The 20984-nt window shown below is 52.7% G+C and carries 17 protein-coding genes; 14 read left to right on the top strand and 3 right to left on the bottom strand.

Features of this window, described 5'->3' with window-relative positions; all coding sequences use genetic code 11:
- Positions 1–299 precede the first annotated feature (299 nt).
- From N0M98_RS01755 to N0M98_RS01740, 4 genes are all read left to right on the top strand, one after another.
- On the top strand, positions 300–1094 hold the full coding sequence (locus tag N0M98_RS01755; protein ID WP_259616871.1) for a DeoR/GlpR family DNA-binding transcription regulator: 795 nt from the start codon (positions 300–302) through the stop codon (positions 1092–1094).
- Positions 1095–1124: 30 nt separating this feature from the next.
- Positions 1125–2108 carry an ROK family protein gene (locus tag N0M98_RS01750; RefSeq protein ID WP_249862140.1) on the top strand — a complete coding sequence of 328 codons (984 nt, stop codon included), beginning with the start codon at positions 1125–1127 and terminating at the stop codon, positions 2106–2108.
- Positions 2109–2447: 339 nt separating this feature from the next.
- Positions 2448–3158, top strand: a complete 711-nt coding sequence (locus tag N0M98_RS01745; protein ID WP_249862141.1) for a response regulator transcription factor — start codon at positions 2448–2450, stop codon at positions 3156–3158.
- A 55-nt stretch (positions 3159–3213) separates the two neighbouring features.
- Positions 3214–6693, top strand: a complete 3480-nt coding sequence (locus N0M98_RS01740) for a response regulator (RefSeq protein WP_259616759.1) — start codon at positions 3214–3216, stop codon at positions 6691–6693.
- 31 nt (positions 6694–6724) lie between these two features.
- Here the strand turns inward: N0M98_RS01740 and N0M98_RS01735 are convergent, their stop codons facing one another.
- Entirely contained in the window at positions 6725–7765 is a 1041-nt protein-coding gene (locus N0M98_RS01735; protein ID WP_259616758.1) for a glycosyltransferase, read from the bottom strand.
- A gap of 114 nt (positions 7766–7879) precedes the next feature.
- Here N0M98_RS01735 and N0M98_RS01730 point away from each other — a divergent pair, with 114 nt between their 5' ends.
- Positions 7880–9166, top strand: coding sequence for a glycosyltransferase family 2 protein (locus N0M98_RS01730; RefSeq protein ID WP_259616757.1), 1287 nt, complete (start codon positions 7880–7882; stop codon positions 9164–9166).
- A gap of 242 nt (positions 9167–9408) precedes the next feature.
- On the opposite strand, the gene N0M98_RS01725 is transcribed toward N0M98_RS01730, so the two are convergent.
- Complete coding sequence (locus N0M98_RS01725) at positions 9409–9831, bottom strand: hypothetical protein (RefSeq protein ID WP_259616756.1); 423 nt, start codon at positions 9829–9831, stop codon at positions 9409–9411.
- Positions 9832–10210: 379 nt separating this feature from the next.
- Here N0M98_RS01725 and N0M98_RS01720 point away from each other — a divergent pair, with 379 nt between their 5' ends.
- Positions 10211–12688: a glycosyltransferase gene (locus N0M98_RS01720; protein WP_259616755.1), complete on the top strand. Its 2478-nt coding sequence runs from the start codon at positions 10211–10213 to the stop codon at positions 12686–12688.
- A 64-nt stretch (positions 12689–12752) separates the two neighbouring features.
- Here N0M98_RS01720 and N0M98_RS01715 read toward each other — a convergent pair whose 3' ends face one another.
- A complete protein-coding gene (locus tag N0M98_RS01715) occupies positions 12753–13586 on the bottom strand; it encodes an FkbM family methyltransferase (protein ID WP_259616754.1) in 834 nt (277 codons plus the stop codon).
- A 177-nt stretch (positions 13587–13763) separates the two neighbouring features.
- On the opposite strand from N0M98_RS01715, the gene N0M98_RS01710 reads away from it, so the two are divergent.
- The 8 genes from N0M98_RS01710 (at position 13764) to N0M98_RS01675 (ending at position 20965) form a co-directional block, all read left to right on the top strand.
- Positions 13764–14531 (top strand): class I SAM-dependent methyltransferase, encoded by a 768-nt coding sequence (locus N0M98_RS01710; protein WP_259616753.1) that lies wholly within the window; start codon positions 13764–13766, stop codon positions 14529–14531.
- 103 nt (positions 14532–14634) lie between these two features.
- Positions 14635–15396: a glycosyltransferase family 2 protein gene (locus tag N0M98_RS01705; RefSeq protein WP_259616752.1), complete on the top strand. Its 762-nt coding sequence runs from the start codon at positions 14635–14637 to the stop codon at positions 15394–15396.
- Between the two features lie 174 nt (positions 15397–15570).
- Positions 15571–16293 carry a sugar phosphate nucleotidyltransferase gene (locus N0M98_RS01700; protein WP_249862150.1) on the top strand — a complete coding sequence of 241 codons (723 nt, stop codon included), beginning with the start codon at positions 15571–15573 and terminating at the stop codon, positions 16291–16293.
- Positions 16290–17309 carry a dTDP-glucose 4,6-dehydratase gene (gene rfbB / locus N0M98_RS01695; protein ID WP_259616751.1) on the top strand — a complete coding sequence of 340 codons (1020 nt, stop codon included), beginning with the start codon at positions 16290–16292 and terminating at the stop codon, positions 17307–17309. The genes N0M98_RS01700 and rfbB overlap by 4 nt, the downstream gene beginning before the upstream one ends.
- The gene (gene rfbD, locus N0M98_RS01690; RefSeq protein WP_259616750.1) at positions 17306–18187 is read left to right on the top strand and encodes a dTDP-4-dehydrorhamnose reductase; all 882 of its coding nucleotides are present in this window, start codon (positions 17306–17308) and stop codon (positions 18185–18187) included. The genes rfbB and rfbD overlap by 4 nt, the downstream gene beginning before the upstream one ends.
- Positions 18174–18635 (top strand): dTDP-4-dehydrorhamnose 3,5-epimerase family protein, encoded by a 462-nt coding sequence (locus N0M98_RS01685; RefSeq protein ID WP_249862153.1) that lies wholly within the window; start codon positions 18174–18176, stop codon positions 18633–18635. Before rfbD ends, N0M98_RS01685 begins: the two co-directional genes overlap by 14 nt.
- A 20-nt stretch (positions 18636–18655) precedes the next feature.
- Complete coding sequence (locus N0M98_RS01680) at positions 18656–19798, top strand: CgeB family protein (protein WP_259616749.1); 1143 nt, start codon at positions 18656–18658, stop codon at positions 19796–19798.
- Between the two features lie 33 nt (positions 19799–19831).
- Positions 19832–20965, top strand: a complete 1134-nt coding sequence (locus tag N0M98_RS01675; RefSeq protein ID WP_249862155.1) for a CgeB family protein — start codon at positions 19832–19834, stop codon at positions 20963–20965.
- Positions 20966–20984: the final 19 nt, after the last annotated feature.

The raw sequence follows: 20984 nt of genomic DNA, 5'->3' as shown, positions 1-20984 counted from the left end.
GGATTGGTTCATACCTGTGGGCGAATGTGAGCTTTTCATATAATATGCAAGAAGAAATCAAATAAATGATTGAAATTGTCATAATAAGCTCATATAATAATCAACATAACCATAAGTAGCCGTGGTGAAAAAGCAGATGGAGCAAGCGAGAACAATCTGGAGAAGAGCAGCGGATTAATCATCAAAAAAATCAGGGGACAACAGCGACCGGAAGCTGCTTTCGCATGCGCAGTCGGCGATTTTCGCCACTCTTTTAAGCGGTACTCAAAAAAGGAATCGGCAGTTGGAGTGAAGCGATGATGGGTGGTCAGGAATTGTCCAAAGGCGAAGAAAGACGCAGTAAAATAATGAATATGTTAAAGACGCAGGGGCGCATTACGATCCAGGATATTATGGACAAGTTCGGCTGCTCCGAGGCGACGGCCCGGCGGGATCTGGATCATTTGGTGAAGACGGAGGCCGTCATCCGCACGATCGGAGGCGCGCAGTTCGAAGGCATTCCCGGTATTAAGGAGGCGTCGTTTCACGAAAAAAGGCAGCTTCTGTGGGTGGAAAAGGAAACGATTGCAGCCAAAGCGGCCTCGCTGATCGAAGAAGGGGATGTCGTCGGCTTGACCGGCGGTACGACGACGTATTTGATTGCCAAGCAGATTAAAGGACGCAAAAACATTACCGTTGTTACCAACGCGGTCAATATCGCGATGGAGCTTGCCGACAGCGACGGGGTTCAAGTCGTGTTGACCGGCGGCGTTATGCGTAAAAACAGCTTTGAGCTGTGCGGTCCGTTAGCGGAGAAAGTCGTTGAAGGACTGAATATCGGCAAAATGTTTATGGGCGCCGACGGCTTCGCTCTGGAGCAGGGAGTGACGACGTATTCCGAGCTTGAGGCGCAAATCGCCCGCTTGCTGATCCAACGTTCGAGTCGGACGTTCGCGGTTATCGACCATTCGAAGATCGGCAAAGCTTCCTTGTTCGGCATCGCGCCGTTATCATCGCTGCACGGATGCATCACGGACGATCCGCTCGACGAGGAGATGGCGGCGGCGCTGAAGGAAGCGCAGATTGAAGTATATGTTGCAGACAGGCCCAGATAAGCCGATAAGAGAAGGGTTGGAGGAGAAACGATGAGTTTTTTGATCGGAATGGACATTGGAGGCACCAATATCGTATGCGGTCTTGTCGATGAAGGCGGCAAGCTGATTTCTAAGATCAAACAGCCGACGGAAGCTCATATGGGGAGCGGATACGTATTCGATAAAATTAGCCGGATGATCCAAGAACTGCTTCAGACGGCGCAGGTGGAGAGCAAGGACGTGGCGGCGATCGGAGTCGGCACTCCGGGGTTCATCGATCCGGTTCGCGGCATTACGGTTTTCGCCAGCAATCTGCAGTGGACTCAGGTGCCTACCGCCGAAGAAATCGGCAAGCGGACGGACATTCCGACATTCATCGATAACGATGTCAGAATGTATGTTTACGGCGAAGCGGTAGCCGGGGCCGCCAAAGGCTATGAGCATGTGCTCGGCATTACGATAGGCACCGGTTTGGCGGCTGCGGTAGTCAATAACGGCGAGCTTTATTACGGGGGCCGATATATGGCCGGAGAGCTCGGACATATCCCGATGCCGGAAATCCCGTACACTTGCGGCTGCGGCTTGCAGGGATGCTTGGAGACGCTCGTCTCGGCGACGGGGATTGCCAGACAGGCCAGAGAGCAATTGGAAGCGGGACGGGCAAGCATTATGAACGATTGGCTGAACGGCGATCCGGTCGATCGGATTACGTCGGCGGACGTTTCCAAAGCTTACGATGAAGGAGATCCGCTGGCGGTGGAGATTATGAACCATACCGGCAAACTGCTCGGCAAAGGACTGGCTTATGCCGTATCCCTGTACAGTCCGGATATTATCGTTATCGGAGGCGGCGCGGCACTGGCCGGAGAGAGGCTGTTCGCACCGATGCGGGAGCAGCTGCAGCGCTCGGTTTATAAAGGATACTGGGAGAGGCTGACGATCGCGCCGGCACAGATGATCGACGACGCCGGAATCGTCGGCAGCGCGTTGGCCGCGGGGCGGCGGTTAAAAGAATTGCGGGGCGAGGCCGTTTAAAACCGGCTGCCTGGAATACATCATCCATGCGACCGAAGATACCGTTTTGGCTATTGAGCCGGACGGTATTTTTTGTATGTTCGGGAACATCCTTGGCGAATTGCCGGCATCCATGTTGAAGTTTTGTCCGATGTGGAACCGGTATCACTTTTATTAGTTTTTTTAACGAATGATAGACGAGCTTTTCCTTAATATAGTATATTTATAGGAGGATACAATTCTTTCCTGGCAAACATCCAGAATACGAAAAAAATATATGATAAATACAAAGAAAATGTTAAAACCATTCTAAATTTTTTAACTATTTTCTAACAATCATGCAGAATAGGTGATTCATGGATGTACAAGGTGCTGGTTATCGAAGACGATAATATGGTCGGAGAAATGTCAACGATGTATTTATCGGAAGAAGGGTACTCCGTGAAGCGGGCCGAGAGCGGCAGCCATGGGTTGCAAATGATCGAGCAGTTTGCGCCGGACTTGGTCATCCTCGACATCATGCTTCCGGATATAAGCGGTATCGATTTATGCCTGGAGCTGCGTAAACGGTCCTGCGTTCCCATTCTGGCCGTATCGATGAAAACCGAGGTGCTGGACAGAGTCGACGCTCTGGTGGCAGGTGCCGATGATTACCTGTGCAAGCCGTTCAGCATGAGAGAGCTCACCGCCAGAGTCGCCGCCTTGATCCGCCGCTCGCATATGAGCATACTCAATCCGATGCCGGGCCCGGCGCAAGCAAATATCGACTTGGACGACGGGGAGCCGGTCAAGCTGGATTACGAGCGGAGAGCTATTTATGTTAACTCTTCTTATGTGGATACGACGTATTCCGAATTTGAAATTATGAAGCTGTTCGTCGCCAATAAGGAGAAGGTGTTCAGCCGGGACGAGCTGATCAATGCGCTGCGTGGGATCGATTCCTTCATTAACGACCGTTCTATCGACGTGCATATCGCCAATTTGCGCAAAAAAATCGAGCAAGACCCGAAGGAGCCGAAGTTAATAAAAACGGTTTGGGGAATCGGATATAAATATATGGGCAACTCTTAAGGAAACCCTTAGGAGTTTTTGCCGCGCATATTGAAATGAACGGGGAGAACTGCCGATGAAGAAGCTGTCGATTCGTCATAAAATGATGGTTCTCGTTTCATTGATTACCAGTATTTCGCTGCTGCTAATCGGGATGACCAACTACCGCACGGCCAAAGAGCAAATCATCGCTTCGCTGGAAGACAACGCCAGCGCCAATATGACGACCCGCGCTTACAACTTGTCCTCCTGGATCGAGACGAAGCTTGCCGAAGTCGAACTGATGAGCAGAACCGAGCAAATCCGCTTCGGAACGATGGAGGAGCGGTTGAGCTATTTGAGGAAGGAAGCCGCGCGGTCCAAAGGAGTTTTCGGTTATGTCGGGTTCTCCGACATGGACGGGAATCTCACGTTTACGTCCGGCAGAACGATGAATATTCGCAGCGATCCGGCTTTCGCCCGGGTGCTGGAGGGCCACAGCGCGATCTCCGACGTATTTGAGGCGCAGGACGGCTCGAACCGGATTTTCACGCTGCAGGTTCCGGTATACGGGAGTCGTGACGAACTGGTCGGAGCGATCAATGTGACGATGCTGGCGAACGATATTTTCCGTCAGTATGCGGATTTTCGCGTAAGCGCGGACGATACGATGTTGTTCTTTTCTAAGGACGGAACGGTCATATATCAAGCGGACGGCAATCGGATCGCGCAGAAAAACATTCGGGACGAGGGATCTCCGCTGAAAGCGATGGCCGGAGAAATCATCCGGTACGACCGCGGCTCGGGCAAGATCATGCTGGGACAAAATCAGAAGCTGGTGTTTTACGCCTCCGTCGCGGGGACGCCGTGGTATCTGGCGCTCATGGTTCCTCTGACAGAGTTCGAGAAGCCGCTGGCTTCCTTATTGTGGTCGACGATGTTGACGATTATGGTGACGGAGCTGACCATGCTCTGGCTTATTACGGTGCTGTTCAACCGGGAGATCAAGCGGGTTAAGGAAATTACCGAGGTGACTTCCCTCGTAGCCGAAGGGCACTTTAATCTGAAGCCGATACCGATTCAGGGAGAAGATGAAATCGGCACTTTGGCGCAATCGGTCAACGGCATGATGGAGCATTTGCGCAAAATGTTCGAGCGGCTTGAGGCGATTATTAATCAAAACGACTTTGCCATCATGTCGCTGGACGCGGATTACACGATCAATTATTTCAGCAAATCGGCGGAAAAGCTGCTGGGCTATACGGCGGATGAAGTATTATACAAGGAGACGCCCGTTCTATTTTTCGAACCCGGTCAGCTTGAGGAGGCCGCTGCGCAGCTGACCGAGCAGCTGGGCCGGCGAGTGGAGCCCGATCTTTCCGTCTTCAAGGAGCTGCGCAGTCTTCAATTCTCTTACGACCGGGAATGGATATTTGTCCGCAAGGACGGCTCCTTAGTCGACGTTACGCTCAACTCCAACGGTTTGCGGGATCATGCGGGACATTTCATCGGCGTGGTTGCCATCGCCCGCGATATTACGGAGCAGAAGCGAGTGCAAGAGCAGCTCGTTCAGGCCAAGCTCGAAGCGGAGGAAGCGAATAAGGCGAAGGGAATTTTCCTTGCCCGGATGAGCCATGAAATCCGCACTCCGCTCAACGGAATCATCGGCATGTCCCAGCTTATGCAGAAAACGCCGTTAAATGAGGTGCAAGCCGATTACTTGCGGAATATGACGACGTCGTCGCAGACGCTGCTGCGGATTATTAACGACATACTGGATTTCTCCAAAATGGAAGCGGGAAAGCTGGAGCTGGAGAAGGTCGTGTTCCATCCGGAAGATATTATTCACCGGCTATCGGAAACGCTCAGCGTGTTTCTGGGCGGAAAAGAGCAGTTCGAGCTGATTATGGAAACGCCGGAAAATATGCCGAACGCCTTGATCGGCGACCCGTTGAGACTGGAGCAGGTGCTTCTGAATTTGTGCGGCAACGCGGTCAAATTTACGCGCAAGGGGCAGGTCGTCGTCAGTCTGCAGCTGCTGGAAAACCGGGGCGAAGCGGTCAAGCTGCGGTTTAGCGTCAAGGATACCGGGATCGGTATATCTCCGGAACAAATGGAGCATCTATTCGAGCCGTTCACTCAAGCCGACGGTTCCACGAGCCGCAAATACGGAGGCACTGGTCTAGGGCTCGTCATCTCCAGCCATTTGCTCGAAATGATGGGCGGAGCTCTTCAGGTTGAGAGCCGATCCGGCGTCGGCAGCGAGTTTTGGTTCGAGCTTGCGTTTCCTTTGTCCGAACAATCGCAAATTCGCAGTTACTCGGTACAGGAAGCTTACCAGGGCCAGAACGTTTGGATTGTAGAGGATAGCGAGGTGATGCGCGAGCATCTTTGTACCGTGCTGGCTTCTTTCGGTCTGAAGTCCAGCTCCTTCTTCTCTTGGAAGGAAGCATACGGCGCTCTTGCGGTCCCGCCCGCAGGGGACGAGACGGCTCCGTGCCGAATCGCGCTGCTTGATATGGAGATGCCGGACATGTACGGGCCGCAAACTTGGGCGGCGTTTCAGAGGGAGGCGGCGGCACTCGGCATTGTGACGCTGGTCATGACGACGGCCTTCGGGCGCGATGAGATGCTGGGCATGCCGGCTAAAGACAGGCCGGACGGCATCATCGTCAAGCCGTTCAGCAGGCCGGAGCTGTTCCGCGCCATCGAAGCGGCGCTCGAACGCCATGCCGCCCCGCTGAAGCTAGGTACAAGAACGCGAAGTATCGAGACGAAGAAGCCTTTTACCTCGTCCAAACGGATTCTGCTTGCGGAGGATCATGAAATCAATCAGCAGGTCGCTTGCGAAATGCTCCGGCAGCGGGGTTACATCGTGGAAATGGCCAAGGACGGGAAGGAAGCGATTAAGAAGCTGGAACAGTCGGAATGGGATCTGGTGCTGATGGATATTCATATGCCGGAGATGGATGGTGTGGAGGCGACGAGAATCATCCGCAAAGATCCCCGGCTTTGCCATATTCCGATTATCGCAATGACCGCCAATGTCATTCGTCACGATCACGAAACGTATTTGCGCATCGGAATGAACGACATTATCACCAAGCCGCTCGAGTCCGAGGCGATGTTCGCAACGATTCGCAAATGGCTGCGCGACTCGGATGAAGAGCAGCCTCGCAAGGACAGCGCATCCGAGACTGCCGAGCCGCTCCCCCGCTTCGAAGGAATCGACGTGGACAGAGCGCTCGCCCGCCTGAGCGGCAAACCGGGCATTTTGCTGCAAATGATCAAAATTTTCGAGCGGGATTACCACGATTTCTCCCGGAAGCTGAAGCAGGCGCTGGAGGACGAGGAGCTTGAGGAGGCGCAGCGGCTCATTCATACGCTTCGGGGAGCCGCGGGCAATTTGTCTGCGGCGAGGCTGTACGCGGCGGCCGGAGAGGTCGAATCGGCGCTGAAGCGGGCGGCGGCGAGCCCGGATCTGGCGGCCGCCGCCGCCGCAGGGGAGATGGACCGCGCTTTGCAGGAGCTGAGCGATTGCTTGCAGCAGGTGCTCGCTTCCGTGCAAAAGCTGTAGAGCGTGAAGCGCATCCGCTTCCGGCAATCGTTCAGAATGTCGCCAGCAGCCGCTGAACCTGCTCTCCCCGGCGGGTCCAAGTATGTTCGAGCGCATAGGCGGTTCTGGCAGCGCCATCCCCCGGGTCACGCAGTCGGCGGATGACGGCGTCGATGAATTGCTCGTGGTTGTCGGCCACGTCGATATGCGGGCTCATCAGACGGCATTCCGGCATGTTGGTGCTCACCACGGGCTTTCCGGCGGCCAAATATTCATAGGCTTTGACGGGGTTCGTGGCGAGCGTCACCGGCGTTATTAGGAAAGGAATGATACATACGGATAAGCGGCGGATATAGCCGGGCAGCAGGCAATGCGGCTTAAGACCCAGAAAGCGAACATGGTGGGAGCGGCCGATGATGTCGTATTTTTTGCCGTATTCCGGGCCGATGACGATCATTTGCGCATTGCCGAGAAGCGATAGCTTTTTAATCAGCAATTCATCGACCCAAGGAGCCCAAGCGCCGATGTATCCGATCCGTTTCGTATCGGAGGACATCAGCTCCTTGTCTTCGTTCCACTCTCGGCATTCTTCCTCTTGCCCGCCGAGAGCGGGGGGAGGGAGATGAAGATTCATTTGCTCGTCGTACGCGTTTCGTATCATTTCGATGCGCATGCCCGGATAAGTTCGGCGCAGACGTTCGTACAGCCGCTCGGAAGTGCAAACAATACAGGTGGAGAGCCGGACCATGTCCTGTTCATAACGATGCCACTCCGCAAATTCATCTACGCAATCGTACACGACCCAATCCGGCGAATATATAGTTATTTCCGAAGCTTGAGAGGGGAGGGTCGACCATACGCCAACCGTTTCTCCGTATGTTTGGCGGAGTCCGGGCCAAGTATGCTCCAGCCAGTCCCGATGATGGTGAACGAGAAATAAATTCGGCTCGATCTCCTGCATGGCCTGCCTCGTCTGGGTTTTATTGCAAAAGTACACATGATGTCCCTTCTTCGCCAACTGGCTCATCAAATGCTGAGGCCTCTGCTTCATCCAGCCCCAGTCGATAGTAGGAGGATAAATAATGATGCTCACGAACGATCGCCCCTTCCTTTCATAAATCTCCTCTTATATGCATATGCCGAAGGAACCACTTCTTATCGGGAATCATAAGATACATGGTAACTTTCTATGGAAAGCAGGCTTCCCATGATCGTCTTCATTCTGGATTCCCGTCACCACCCGGCTGCACAGCATACGCAAAGAAGTCTTGACGCCGTATGTCCCGACGGCTGTCAGACGATATTCCTCGACGCCAACCCGGCGACGGTCATGAATCAAGTTATCGCTGCATCAGACGATCCTTTTTTTATAACATTATACGCCGGAGAAACGTTCAGTCCTGTGCTTCTGCATGAAATGGAGCGGCGAATGGAGAGATGCCCAGGCCGAACCGCAGGCATGCTGGTGAAGCAGACCGTCAAAGGCAAGCACCTGCCGGATATTCCAAGGGGGCCGCTAGTCTGGAGAACCGATGCAGTGAGATCGGACGCTTCTCCCGGTTTTGCCGCGAAGGAAGAATTTCCTTTTGAATCGTTTATTTTGCTGGAAAAGCAGCATCGCTTGAGTCCAGCCTGGGATTGGGAAGAATTGTCCGGCGACGGCTGGCATCCTCATCGGCGGAGCATACCCGGATGGCGGCGGCCCGAGAAAGAATGGGAATGGGTGTATCCGGCATTGACTGCCCGAGAGCGGACTTGTCCGAGCCAACATATTCACCCGACCGTAACTGTCGTGATTTGCACCTATAATGACGGCGATTATATTCGCTGGGCAATTTGCAGCGTGTTTGCCCAAACTTACCCGTATTGGGAATTAATCGTCGTCGACGATGCTTCGGATGATCAGACCCAAAGCCGGCTTGAGCCGTTAACCGCTCCGAATGTGCGGATTATTCGCAACGACGGCAATCGCGGCAAATCGCATTGTCTTAATCTTGCTTTATCCGCAGCCCGGGGGGATTGGCTGCTGGAGCTGGATGCGGACGATTGGCTGGCGCCCGAATGTCTGCAAAGGCTTATGGATCATGCGGAAGGCATGCCCGGCGCAGGAGCATGGTATGCCGATCATGTTGAATGGCATGAGCGGGCTAATCAGGAGCTCGTCTACGGACGGGAAGGCGGGTCGATGCCGGTATTTTCCGCGAGCGGCCTTCTGACGACCGCCAGGCCGCTTGCCCCGAGGCTCTATCGCGTGCAAGTGCTGAAGGAGCTAGGAGGCTGGTTAACGACAGATCCTTTCGAAGGCCGGCTGTACGAAGATTTTCAAATATTGCTGCGCATCTCCTTCCGGTATCCTGTCCGTTATGTCCGGACGCCCCTATATCATCGAAGGCTTAGAAGGGGAAGCATAACTCACCGCATGAGCGGACGGTACGAAGCGTGGAAAGCGTGGATGAAGCAGGCTGAATGGAAAGCAGGCGGGAAGAGTGAGTAAGCTTCTTCCCGCCTGGCTTGCCGATTTTAAGAGTGTATTCTTACATAACTTACATTTTGAATGAAAAATCTTTCCGTCGTTGTAGGCGTAGCGTAGCTTCCGCTAGTGACCAGCACGTCGAATGAACCCTCTCCAGATCGAACCAGCGTACCCTCGATAAATCGATTCGGAGAAAAAACTTCTATGGTCGCACCGATGGCTCCGGTCAGAGCCTCAAAAAAATCCATATTCTCACTTCCTTTTTATAAGTTAACCGAAGTAATGTTGATGATCGGAATCAAAACATTATCCCCTGTCGGCTCAAGAATTTGAGCGAAATCTTTACCGACGCCAAGCAGTTTGCCCGAAACGGGACCGGAAATCGTTTCGATGGAAACCGTTGTGCCGACGCGCGACAGTAGAAGGTTTTTGATTGATTCATTAGAAGCAACTAAAGCGGAAACTTCTTCCTGCAAGTTGTTGACCGCTGCGGTAACCCGGTTCACTGCGCGGGTAAGCCGATTAATTCTGCGGATGACCAGCAGTCTAAACAGCCTAAACCGTCTACTGAGTTCCCTGAACCGTTGAAGAAGCGGCTTTGAGGGTTTATGCGGCTTTTTTTTTCGCGGTTGTACCTTCGTAACGCACTTCTTGGTAATGACGATGCATCTTTTTACGAGGGACAATGACACTCACTCTCCTTAAATAAAATGACTTTACATGTTTACGTTATGTCCTTTGTGTTGGCAAGGTACCTTATCTATTTCAAAGATAATGAATCTACCTATTTTTTTGAGCGGATTTCAACCTATTTTTTCATGAAAGCGTTAATGTAGTCGCTTGAATTTGCAAGCGGACAGCGGACCGGACAAACCGAGGAGAGAGGGGGTTTGACTATTTTTGCCAAGCAAATGTACAAACCGGTTTAGTCTAACATAATGTAAACTAGAGTGACCCCAAAATCCCCCAGCCTAGTTTTCCCGAGGAAAAGCGTCAAAGCTCGGCGCGTTTGGATGCGGGAGAAGTCTGGCGTCACATTTTGCTAAAGGAAGGAATGTTTCTCTGATGAACCAAGACCAAAACGGCCGTCCGGCGATTGTCCAATCGGTCATGCACGAGGATCGCCCTCTTTCGCAAAAACAGACGGAGGCGGGTGAAAGCTTAGCGAGAAATGATGAGCATTCCGGGAAGGTCTACGATGTTTTACGATTTCCGGTCATTGATTGGAATTTCAGATGGCAGAGACCTCAACAATTGTCGGTTCAATTCGCCCGTCAAGGCCATCGGGTGTTTTATTTTTCCACCGTCATGCGCGCCTTGGAGCAAGAGGACGCCTCCTTCGAGGACATATCCAGGGCCGTTACGATTCAACGGCTTGACGAGCAGATTTGGCGGGTACAGCTTTGTAGCCGTCATCCGTTGAATTTGTATCGGGATAAAATAGAAGATCCGGCCGATTTGCGGTATTTAAGGTGGTCCATCGAATATTTGCGGCAATTGTTTCAAATGAACGATACGGTTTCGATCATTGATCTGCCCTTCTGGGCGCCTCTTGCTTTCAGTTTAGAGAGCAATAAGGTCATCTATGATTGTATGGACGATCATGCGGGGTTCAGCAGCAATTCTTCGGAGATGCTCCTTGCCGAGGAGCAGTTGACCAGAGAAGCCGATATGGTCGTCACTTCGTCGCAGCGTTTGTTCGACTATGCCGCCCGGCTTAATCGATCGACGACGCTTATACGAAATGCGGTGGATTACCGCCATTTCTCCCGGGCTCCGGAACGGCCGGCTCCTGAAGTCGCGGGGCTCGCGGGACCTGTGATCGGCTATTACGGAGCTATAGCGGATTGGTTCGATATTCATTTAATCGCTTATTTGGCGAGCCGGAACCGGGATTGGACCTTTGTCCTGATCGGCCATACGTTCGGCTGCGACGTCTCGGTTGTTCAGCATTTGGATAATGTGATCTTAACGGGAGAGAAGCCTTATCATGAGCTGCCGAGGTATGTGCACCGCTTCGACGTATGCCTAATTCCTTTTCTCGTGAACAATTTGACTCTGGCCACCAACCCGGTAAAAATGTATGAATATTTAGCAGCCGGTAAGCCCGTCGTCTCCGTAAAGCTGCCGGAGCTGGAAACGGCGGGCGGGCTGGTCTACACCGCCGAAACTCCGGAACAGTTCGAACAGGCCGTCGTTCAAGCTTTGTCCGAAAACCAGAGAACGCATGTTGCGGGAAGAAAGCAATTCGCCCAAGCCAATACTTGGGATACCAGATACAAGGAGCTCGATAAGGCGATTCATCGGCTGTTTTATCCGAGAGTGAGCATTGTCATCGTCAGCTATAATCAATGGTCTTATACGAAGCAGTGTTTGGAGAGTCTGTTTCAAAACACCGATTACCCGAATCTGGAAGTTATTGTAGTGGACAATAATTCCAACGACGAAACGCGAAGCGCGCTGTCCCGGATGACCCATCCCCTGCTCAAAATTATTCATTCTCGGGATAACAAGGGATTTGCCGGAGGAAACGGACTGGGCTGCAATGCTTCGACGGGGGAATACATCGTGCTGCTTAACAACGACACGATCGTCCCGCCCGGCTGGCTGCCCCGCTTGATTCAGCCTTTGCGGGATCGCCCGGACCTGGGCATGGTCGCTCCCATGTCCAATCATGTGGGGAACGACCAGATGCTCGATCATTTTGTCGGAGATCGTATTCACGGAGCCGATCCTCATTGGCTGGCCGATTTTTATTACTTCTATAAAGGACGTATCCGCTATACGGATTTGCTCGGCTTTTTTTGCGTGGCGATGAAGAGAGAGGTGTACGAAACGGTAGGCGAGCTGGACTGCGGGTATGAAATCGGGATGTTTGAGGATGACGATTATTGCGTCCGAGCGAGGCAGGCCGGGTATCGATTGGCGATAATCGAAGATGCCTTCGTATATCATCACGGCAGCATCTCCTTCAAAAAAATGGAAAGTGAGCGCTACGCCGCCTTATGGAATAAAAACAAGCAATACTTCGAGCAAAAATGGGGGCTTACGTGGGTACCGCCGAAGCCTCCGGCGACGCCGTTCCATGAGATCTTCGAGCCGGCGGCCATCGCCGAGAAAGTGCGTCAGTCGGGGAAGAAGAGCATTTTGCTGCTGGGGGACGGACAGTGGCGGGTCATTAAAAGGCGCTGGCAGTATATGGCGGAAGCGTTGATCGAGGATGATAGCTACTTGGTCATTACCTATGCAGACACGTACCATGACAAGCCGCTTGTCGGTACGCGGAAAGTCGGGCCGTCCTTTTATTTAACGAACCGGATCGATCTGTTCCGGGAGACGATGTTCGATCTGATCGTGTACTGCGGATATACGAACCCCGCCGGCCTGTCCTGGACTTCGCGCTTCCATGCCGTGGATGGAACTTCTTACCATGGTCAAGACCCGGGGATGACCCTTAGGCTTCCGGATTCCTTCGTCTATTGCGAGGATAATATGGCGAAGCTGATGCGGCAAATAACTGCACTATTAAGTGAGCCTTTATAAATATAAAGCTGCCGGCAGCTCCCGGATGACGATCATGCATCGGGAGGCCGGCTTTTGGGCGTTTTTACAAATCGACCGGCGTGATGTGGAAACCGAGCTGCCGCACATCTTCGTTCTTCGAGGCTAACAGAAGATGAGTGTCGATATCCTCCCTTTTGAAGAAGGATTGAAGGCTTTGCATATTTAACCGGTTTAGTGTAATGAAGCTGTCTCCCTTCGTATGAATGTAAACATGAAAATGGACATTCAAAAATGCGAAAAACTCCTCGATGCGGACGCCGGCTTTTTCTAGGAAGCTGTTGTTGAACTCGATGTTGCCTAACACGCTTCCGCATTCGCTGACCAGACGGCTCATCCCTGCAAGCGCATGTCCCTCATAGCCTTCGACGTCTATCTTGAAAAGCAGCCGTTCGTCGGCAAGCGGACGGTTTAGAAACAGTGAATCTACCTTAATACTGTTCACTTTATGAACCTCAAATAAATGCTGGTTCACATTCGGAACGGCCGACGAGGTTCCCGACCAATATTTATCTACATAAAAATTTTGCCCTTCCGTCTCGCAGTCTGAGGCCAAGGCGTAGATCATCCGGATTTGCCCGCGATTCGGATGCTCTTGCCGCGATTTCTCAATAATGGGGGCAAGCTGCGGGTTCGCTTCAATCCCGATGATCAAAGCATGGTCCGGATAAGTCGTCGAAAAAATAATTTCTCCGTAATTGACCCCGATGTCCAGTAAAATCGTCGGCTTCCACTGCCGGACGGCTCTTCTCCAGAAGCCGGTTACGGCAGGCTGAGAGATCCCGCCTATTTTCGCCAAATGTTTTCCGCGATGCTCCCCGGAATTCACATAAAAAGCAGTATTGGAATCCGCAAAGGATACTTTTTCTAGCTGATTCATTGTTTTTCCCTCCTGAAATATGTTCTCTACTTACTATATACAAGGAAACGATGAGGAAGGAACAGCAAGTATCACTAGATTGCGCGCCCGATTACGGATGTGCAGGTTGATAGTTTATTTCGGAATCGATAGTTTCGTCATATACTGCTGGGAATAGTTCCAGAGAGGGGATGGCAAATGGGTGCATACTTCGATAAGATGTCATGGCTTCCGGACAGAATGCTGATGAACGATCTTGTGTTTCGTCTGCAATATTATAAAAATGACGCGACGTGGGAGCTCGGAGACGACTGTCTGTTACTAATTAAAAACAAATTGCTAATGGACAGCTATAAAGCGTATTTCGGGCAAAAAAGCGGCTTTACCCCCAGCTATATTTTCGAACTGGGCATGTTTTCGGGAGGGAGCATCGCCTTATGGCATGAAATTTTTCAACCGAAAAAAATCGTCGGCGCCGATCTTCGGGAAAACAAGGAAAATGATTATTTCAGACGCTATATCGCCCAAAATGGGCTGAGCGACCGGATCAAAACGTATTGGAAAACGAACCAAGCCGATACCGCCCGGCTAAGACAAATCGCTCTGGCCGAATTGCCGGAAGGCATCGATCTCGTTTTTGACGACGCATCGCATATGTATGAGGCGACCAAGCAAAGCTTCGAAGCGCTGTTCCCGCTTCTCCGTCCGGGAGGACTATATATTATCGAGGATTGGAACTGGTCGCATAGCGCCGCTTGCCAACGGGAGGACTCGATCTGGCGGGATAAAATCGAGCTGACAAGACTTATATTCGATCTGGCGGAAGCCGTCGGGAGCTCAAGCTCCGCCTATATCTCGAGCCTGCAGGTGTTTGACGGTTACGCCGTTGTCGAGAAGAGTGGGCGGAAGTTCGATCCCGGGGAACAATTCCTGCTGGAGCGGATCATCTCCAGGAGACAAGTCTGAGGATGGGGGCAGCCTTTAATTCCATTTCCGAACGTCAGCCCTTCCGTTCGTGATGCAAGATCATAGAATAATAAGGGACAATGATCAAGCAGGGGTGATGACGGTGAAGTTGAGCATTATTGTGCCTATATTAAACGAAGAGACGTTTATGCCGATGTATTTGAAAAGCGCTACGGCGTACGCCCACGAAATTTTGATTGCCGACGGAGGAAGCACGGACCGGAGCATGGAATGGATTCGACGGTTCCAGCAGCACTATAACATTAAAGTATTTTCGCTGCCTCAAACCGGGTTGCCGTATCAGGATTGGGATCAGCCGAAGGTGCGCAATTTTTTGCTGGAGCAGGCGACAGGGGATTGGGTAATGAATTTGGATGCGGATGAAGTATTCGACGACCGGATTTGCGAAGCGCTTCCCGAAATGATGGAGCGCACGGACGTCGATGTCTTCGAATTTCCGTTCGTTAACTTTTGGAAGGACCCGTATACCGTTCGCGTCAATACTGCAGGAGACGAGCGTTGGTCCAACACCATTATTCGAATGTGGCGCCATCATATCGGGATACGCTACGAGGATAAGAAAAGACATTGCTTTATGGAGCTGAACGGGCGAAGAATCTTTTATCTCCCGCGCGCGCATGTCGACATTCCGCTTTATCACTACCATTACGCGATCGGCCCCCGCATTAAATTTAACGATAACCGCAGGGGAGATGTCAATCGGTACGATAACACGGGAGAGCCCGACTGGAACTTTCGAACGCAGCAGTACGAGATTCGAACGGAGCCTTTTCAGAGCAAGCATCCCGCCGTTATCGAGCAGTATTTGTCCGGTCAGGAAATACATCCTATCGATTCCAATTGAAATTATACAAAGAACCGTCCGTCATTTACGGGCGGTTTTGGCGTTTGTCCAAGATGGACAGCAGCCAATTTTTACGGTAATGCGGTATAAGTCCATTAGTGTATATCGGCAAGAGCATATGATATCAGCATGGCAATTCATCCAGAAGCTGAATAAGCGAAGGAGGGAGCAATATTGAAAGGTGTTATATTGGCAGGCGGGACCGGGACGCGGTTGCGGCCGATGACGAGCATCGTTAACAAGCATCTGCTGCCGGTCGGTAAGCATCCTATGATTCATTACGCCATCGAAAAAATGGCCGAAGCCGGTATTAAACAAGTGCTGCTTATTATCGGGAAACAATCGGCAGGATTGTACATGGATTATATCGGCCTCGGACAGCAGTGGGGAGTGGAAATATGTTACAAAATTCAGGAAAATGCCGGAGGCATTGCTCAAGGCTTGGCCTTGGCCGAAGGATACACGCTGCCCGGAGAGAAGCTGCTTCTTATTTTGGCCGACAACTTATTCGAGGATTCCTTGAACGCGCAGGTACAAAAATTCGAGAGCCAGGGCACGGGAGCGCATGTGTTTTTGAAGCAAATGAAGGATTCGAGGCGGTACGGAGTGCCCGTATTCGATCAGGGACGTATCGCACGAATTTTGGAAAAGCCGGCGAACCCGCCTTCGGATTATGCGGTCACGGGAATTTATTTATACGACGATCAAGTATTCGATATTATTCGAACCTTGCAGCCTTCCGCCCGAGGGGAGCTTGAAATTACCGATTTGAACAATGTGTATGCCGAGCGAGGCGCTTTATCGCACAGCCTGCTATCGGGATGGTGGGTCGATGCCGGGACGCATCGGTCCTTGCTCGACGCGGGAATGAAATTACTGGAGCGTGACCGCCTATGAGCACGCTGCTTGTAACCGGAGGCATGGGGTTTATCGGAAGCAACTTTGTGCTGTATTGGCTGGAGAGACATCCGGAAGACCGCATCATGAATTACGATGCATTGACTTACGCGGGCAATCCGGAGAATACGGCTTCGGTAAGCGGCCTTCCGCAGTACCGGTTCATTCGCGGAGATGTGGCCGACCGGATGAAGGTAAACGAAGCGTTTCAAGAGGAAAAGATCGATATCGTCGTTCATTTTGCGGCGGAATCGCATGTCGACCGCAGTATTGCCGATCCGCAGTCATTTGTGCGCGCCAATGTGCTGGGAACGCAGACGTTGCTGGAAGCAGCGCGTACGCATGGGGTATCCAAATTCATCCAGGTGTCTACGGACGAAGTATACGGCACACTGGGAAGCGCCGGTTTGTTTACGGAGACGACGCCGCTTGCCCCTAACAGCCCTTACTCGGCGAGCAAAGCCGGAGCGGATTTTCTGGCACGGGCTTATTACGAAACATTCGGAATGCCCGTCGTCATTACGCGCTGCTCCAACAACTACGGTCCTTATCAGTACCCGGAGAAGCTGATTCCTACCATTATCACAAGAGCCTTGCGCGATGAGCCGGTGCCCGTGTACGGAGATGGATTGAATGTCCGCGACTGGCTGTACGTTCAAGACCACTGCTCAGCTATCGAACGGGTGATCCGCCAAGGGCGGCCCGGTCAAGTGTATAACGTCGGCGGCGGCAGCGAGCGGACGAATCTGCAAATCGCCCGTCATATATTGGCGGAGCTGGGCAAGCCGGACAGATTGCTTCAATTCGTTGCCGATCGCCCCGGACATGACCGCAGATATGCCATTGATTCGGGAAAAATCCAGAGAGAGCTAGGCTGGCACCCGCAATGTACGCTGGATCAAGGATTGAAGCGGACGGTGGAATGGTATCTGCATCATGAAGCCTGGTGGAGCAAGCTGTCGGGTTCCCGGCCAAACAGCGCTTCACAGCGCACGAACGGGGGGGACGGCGGATGAAGTTGCTCATTACAGGGGCAGGAGGGCAGCTTGGCCGCGATTTGATCCGCGTGCTTTCCGATCGGCATGAAGTGGTTGCCTTAACACGCAAAGAGCTGGACGTTGCCGACGAAGCCGCCGTGCTGGCCGCAGCATGCGAGATCGGGCCGGATGCCATCATCCATGCGGCTGCCTACACGCAGGTGGATTTGGCGGAGAGCCGGACGGAAGAGGCTTATATGGTTAACTCCTACGGTTCGCGCAATGTGGCGATGGCTGCCCGTCAAACCGGAGCCAAGATGGTATATATAAGCACGGATTATGTATTTGACGGGACCAAAGGCTCACCGTACGGTGAGAAGGACCGGACAAATCCGCTCAGCGTATACGGACACTCCAAGCTGCACGGAGAAAAGTTCGTTCAGCTCATTTGCGATTCCTATTTTATCGTCCGCACCTCTTGGCTGTACGGCGTCTACGGAAGCAACTTCGTCACTAAAGTAATGGCGCTGGCCAAGGAGCGCAGCGAGCTGACCATGGTGAGCGACCAGTTCGGCTCGCCGACGTATACGCGCGATTTGGCCGCGTTTATCGGGCAATTGATAGCGACGGAACACTACGGCGTCTATCATGCTTCCAACCGGGGGATGTGCTCGCGCTTCGAATTTGCCCAGGAAATCATACGAATTCTGGGGCACAGCGATGTTCGGCTGAAGCCGGTCTGCGCCGACCAGTTCAAGCTTCCTGCGGCGAGGCCGGAAAACTCGGCGCTGGACGATATCTCCATTCGCACCAAAGGATTCCCCCGATTCCGATTATGGCAAGATGCGCTGCAAAGCTTTTTATTGCATGATTTGCCGGATAAAGAAAAGGAGGAACAGAGGAATGAACAAGATTAACGGTGTGTACACCAAAAGCCTGGTCAGACATTCCGATGACAGAGGATACTTTATGGAGCTGCTGCGCAATGACGATGAAATGTTCGAGCGGTTCGGCCAGGCATCGATGTCCATGTCGTTTCCCGGGGTCATCAAAGCGTTTCATTACCACCAATTGCAGGATGATATCTGGTATTTCCCCAGCGGCCATGCGCAGGTCGTGCTTCACGACATGCGCCCGGATTCGCCCTCGTACCGGCAAACGGACGTTTACTATATGGGGGAAAACCAGCCGTATCTCTTGTTTATTCCAAGAGGAGTCGCTCACGGATACCGGGTGCTCGGCGGCGGGCCGGCAACCATTCTCTATTTTACCAATCTTGCCTACGACGCGAATCATCCGGATGAATACCGGATTGCTTACGACGACCCTGCGATAGGCTTCGACTGGTCTACCAAGTTTCGATGACAGGAGGGAGGTGAGCCCGCTTGCGTCGTGGAAAAAAACAAACGCCGGCCGCAGCAACCGCTTCGCCTGATGCAGACAGAACGGCTGCGGGCGCAAAGGCGGGCAGAGGAGCGGGAAGACAGTTAGGATGGTCGCACGGATACCACTTGGGACGCTGCGAAGCGATACGCGCTCAAGTAAGACCGGCCGTGCCGGCGATGAGAAACTTGCGCGTGCTGTACATCCCGCAAGGCTTTCATGCTATCGATCACGGGATTATCGGGGGACTCCAGCATTGCGTCCGCGAACTGATCGTCGGGACTCCGCAGCAGATGCTGTCGCTTGCCGAGGAGAAGCGCCCGGATGTGCTGCTGGTTTTAAACGGTCTTCATGTATTCCCGAACGATCAGGGGTATCAGGTCGGCCGGATTCGCGAGCTCGGGATTCGGACGGTCATCTGGTTCGTCGACGATCCTTACTTTACGGATGATACGGCTGCTATTGCTCGGTTTTACGACGTCGTGCTTACGCATGAGCAGAGCTGCGTTTCGTTTTACGCCGGCGCAGGCTGCAGGCAGGTCGGTTATTTGCCGCTGGCGGCCGATACGGAGCTGTTCCGTCCGCAGCACAGCGGTCCGGAATACCGTTCGGATATATGCTTTATCGGGATGGCATTCTGGAACCGGGCGGCATTCTTCGACCGTATCGCGCCGTTCTTGGCGACAACCGACTTTGTCATTGCCGGCGGGCTGTGGGATCGGCTTGTTCAGCATAAGCTGCTTAGGCATCGCATACGCGACGGGTATGTGCCGATAGAGGAGACGGTCAAATATTACAGCGGAGCCAAGATCGTCATCAATTTGCACCGGTTTCACTCTCATGAAACGGATAATAGGAACAGCCGGAATATACCGGCTCATTCCGTCAATCCGCGCACTTATGAAATGGCGGCCTGCGGCGCGCTTCAGCTGACGGACGGAAGAAGCGACTTGCCCAGGTTGTACGTGCCGGGCCAGGAAATTAACGTGTATCATTCTCCGGAAGATTTGATCGCCAAATTGAAGTATTACTTGTCGCATGAATCGGAGCGTCAAGCAATCGCCTATAATGCGCTCAAGCGGACGCTGCGGGATCATTCGTTCATGACCCGTATGGATGAATTGCTGAGCATGCTCGGCTACTAAAACCCCGTTTGGAAGGAGGAGGAGAGCAAACGTATGGCCAAACGTGCAGCGAAGAAGCTTGCTCCGAGCCCTGATCACTTGCGGGCCGGCTGGAGCAGCGGCTGGGCCGAGGGCTACCGTACCGGCTCGGATTACGGTTATCATCTGGGACGCTGCGAGGCGATCATCAGACAACATCCGCTTCCCTCGCTGGGATGGTGGGATAAGAGGGTGACGTTCGTTACGTCCGGGAAAGGACTCCCGTACTCCCCTTTGGACGAATCGGTGATCGAAGCGCTTCGCGGGCTGGTACGCGAGCTGATCGTCGTGCAGCCGGGGCAGGACTTTGCGTCCGTTGCCATTCAAAGCGGAGCGGACGCCGTCATCGTATTGGAAGGAATGAACGTTCCGGGGGTGCAGCTCGACCGGATACGTTCCGCAGGAATTAGCACCGCGATATGGCTTACGGATGACCCTTATTATACCGATATGACGATACAAATGGTGAGGCATTACGATCATGTTTTTACGCTGGAGCTGCAATGTGTCGGCTTCTATAAGCAAAACGGCTGCAGGCAAGTTCATTATTTGCCTTTTGCGGCCAATACCAGGCTGTTCAGACCGAAGCCAATTCCGACCTCATTTCGCCGGGACATCAGTTTTATCGGGTCCGCTTATTGGAACCGGGTCGCTTATTTCGACCGGATGGCGCCTTATTTGAAGGATAAGCATGTATATATATCGGGGATATGGTGGGATCGTCTGCGTCATTTTCGGATGCTTGCTTCGAAAATCGACTTGAACAAATGGATGAATGCCGATGAAACGGCGAGCTTCTATAACGGCAGCAAAATCGTCATTAATCTGCATCGGGCGACGGATGACGCCAGCTTCAACAATAACAGCCGGCTGATCGGGGCGCTTTCGCCCAATCCGCGCACGTTCGAAATCGCCGCTTGCGGAACGCTGCAGCTGACGGATGTGCGCCACGATCTGGCCCGGTTTTATACGCCCGGTACGGAAATTGTCACCTACTCTTCCGTCGACGAGCTCAAGTACAAAATCGATTACTATTTGCGCAACGAAGAAGAGCGCCGGGCGATCGCGCTGAACGCGCTCAGGCGAACGATACGGGAGCATACGTATCCTCACCGCGTGGCGCAGCTGCTGCAAATATTGTTCGGATAATGCAAATTGTTCAGGGAGG

It is taken from the genome of Paenibacillus doosanensis (genome assembly GCF_025060755.1).
Classification (GTDB): Bacteria; Bacillota; Bacilli; order Paenibacillales; family NBRC-103111; genus Paenibacillus_S; species Paenibacillus_S doosanensis.
Note: the sequence above shows the minus strand (reverse complement) of the source record. Positions and strands in the feature narration are given on the sequence as shown.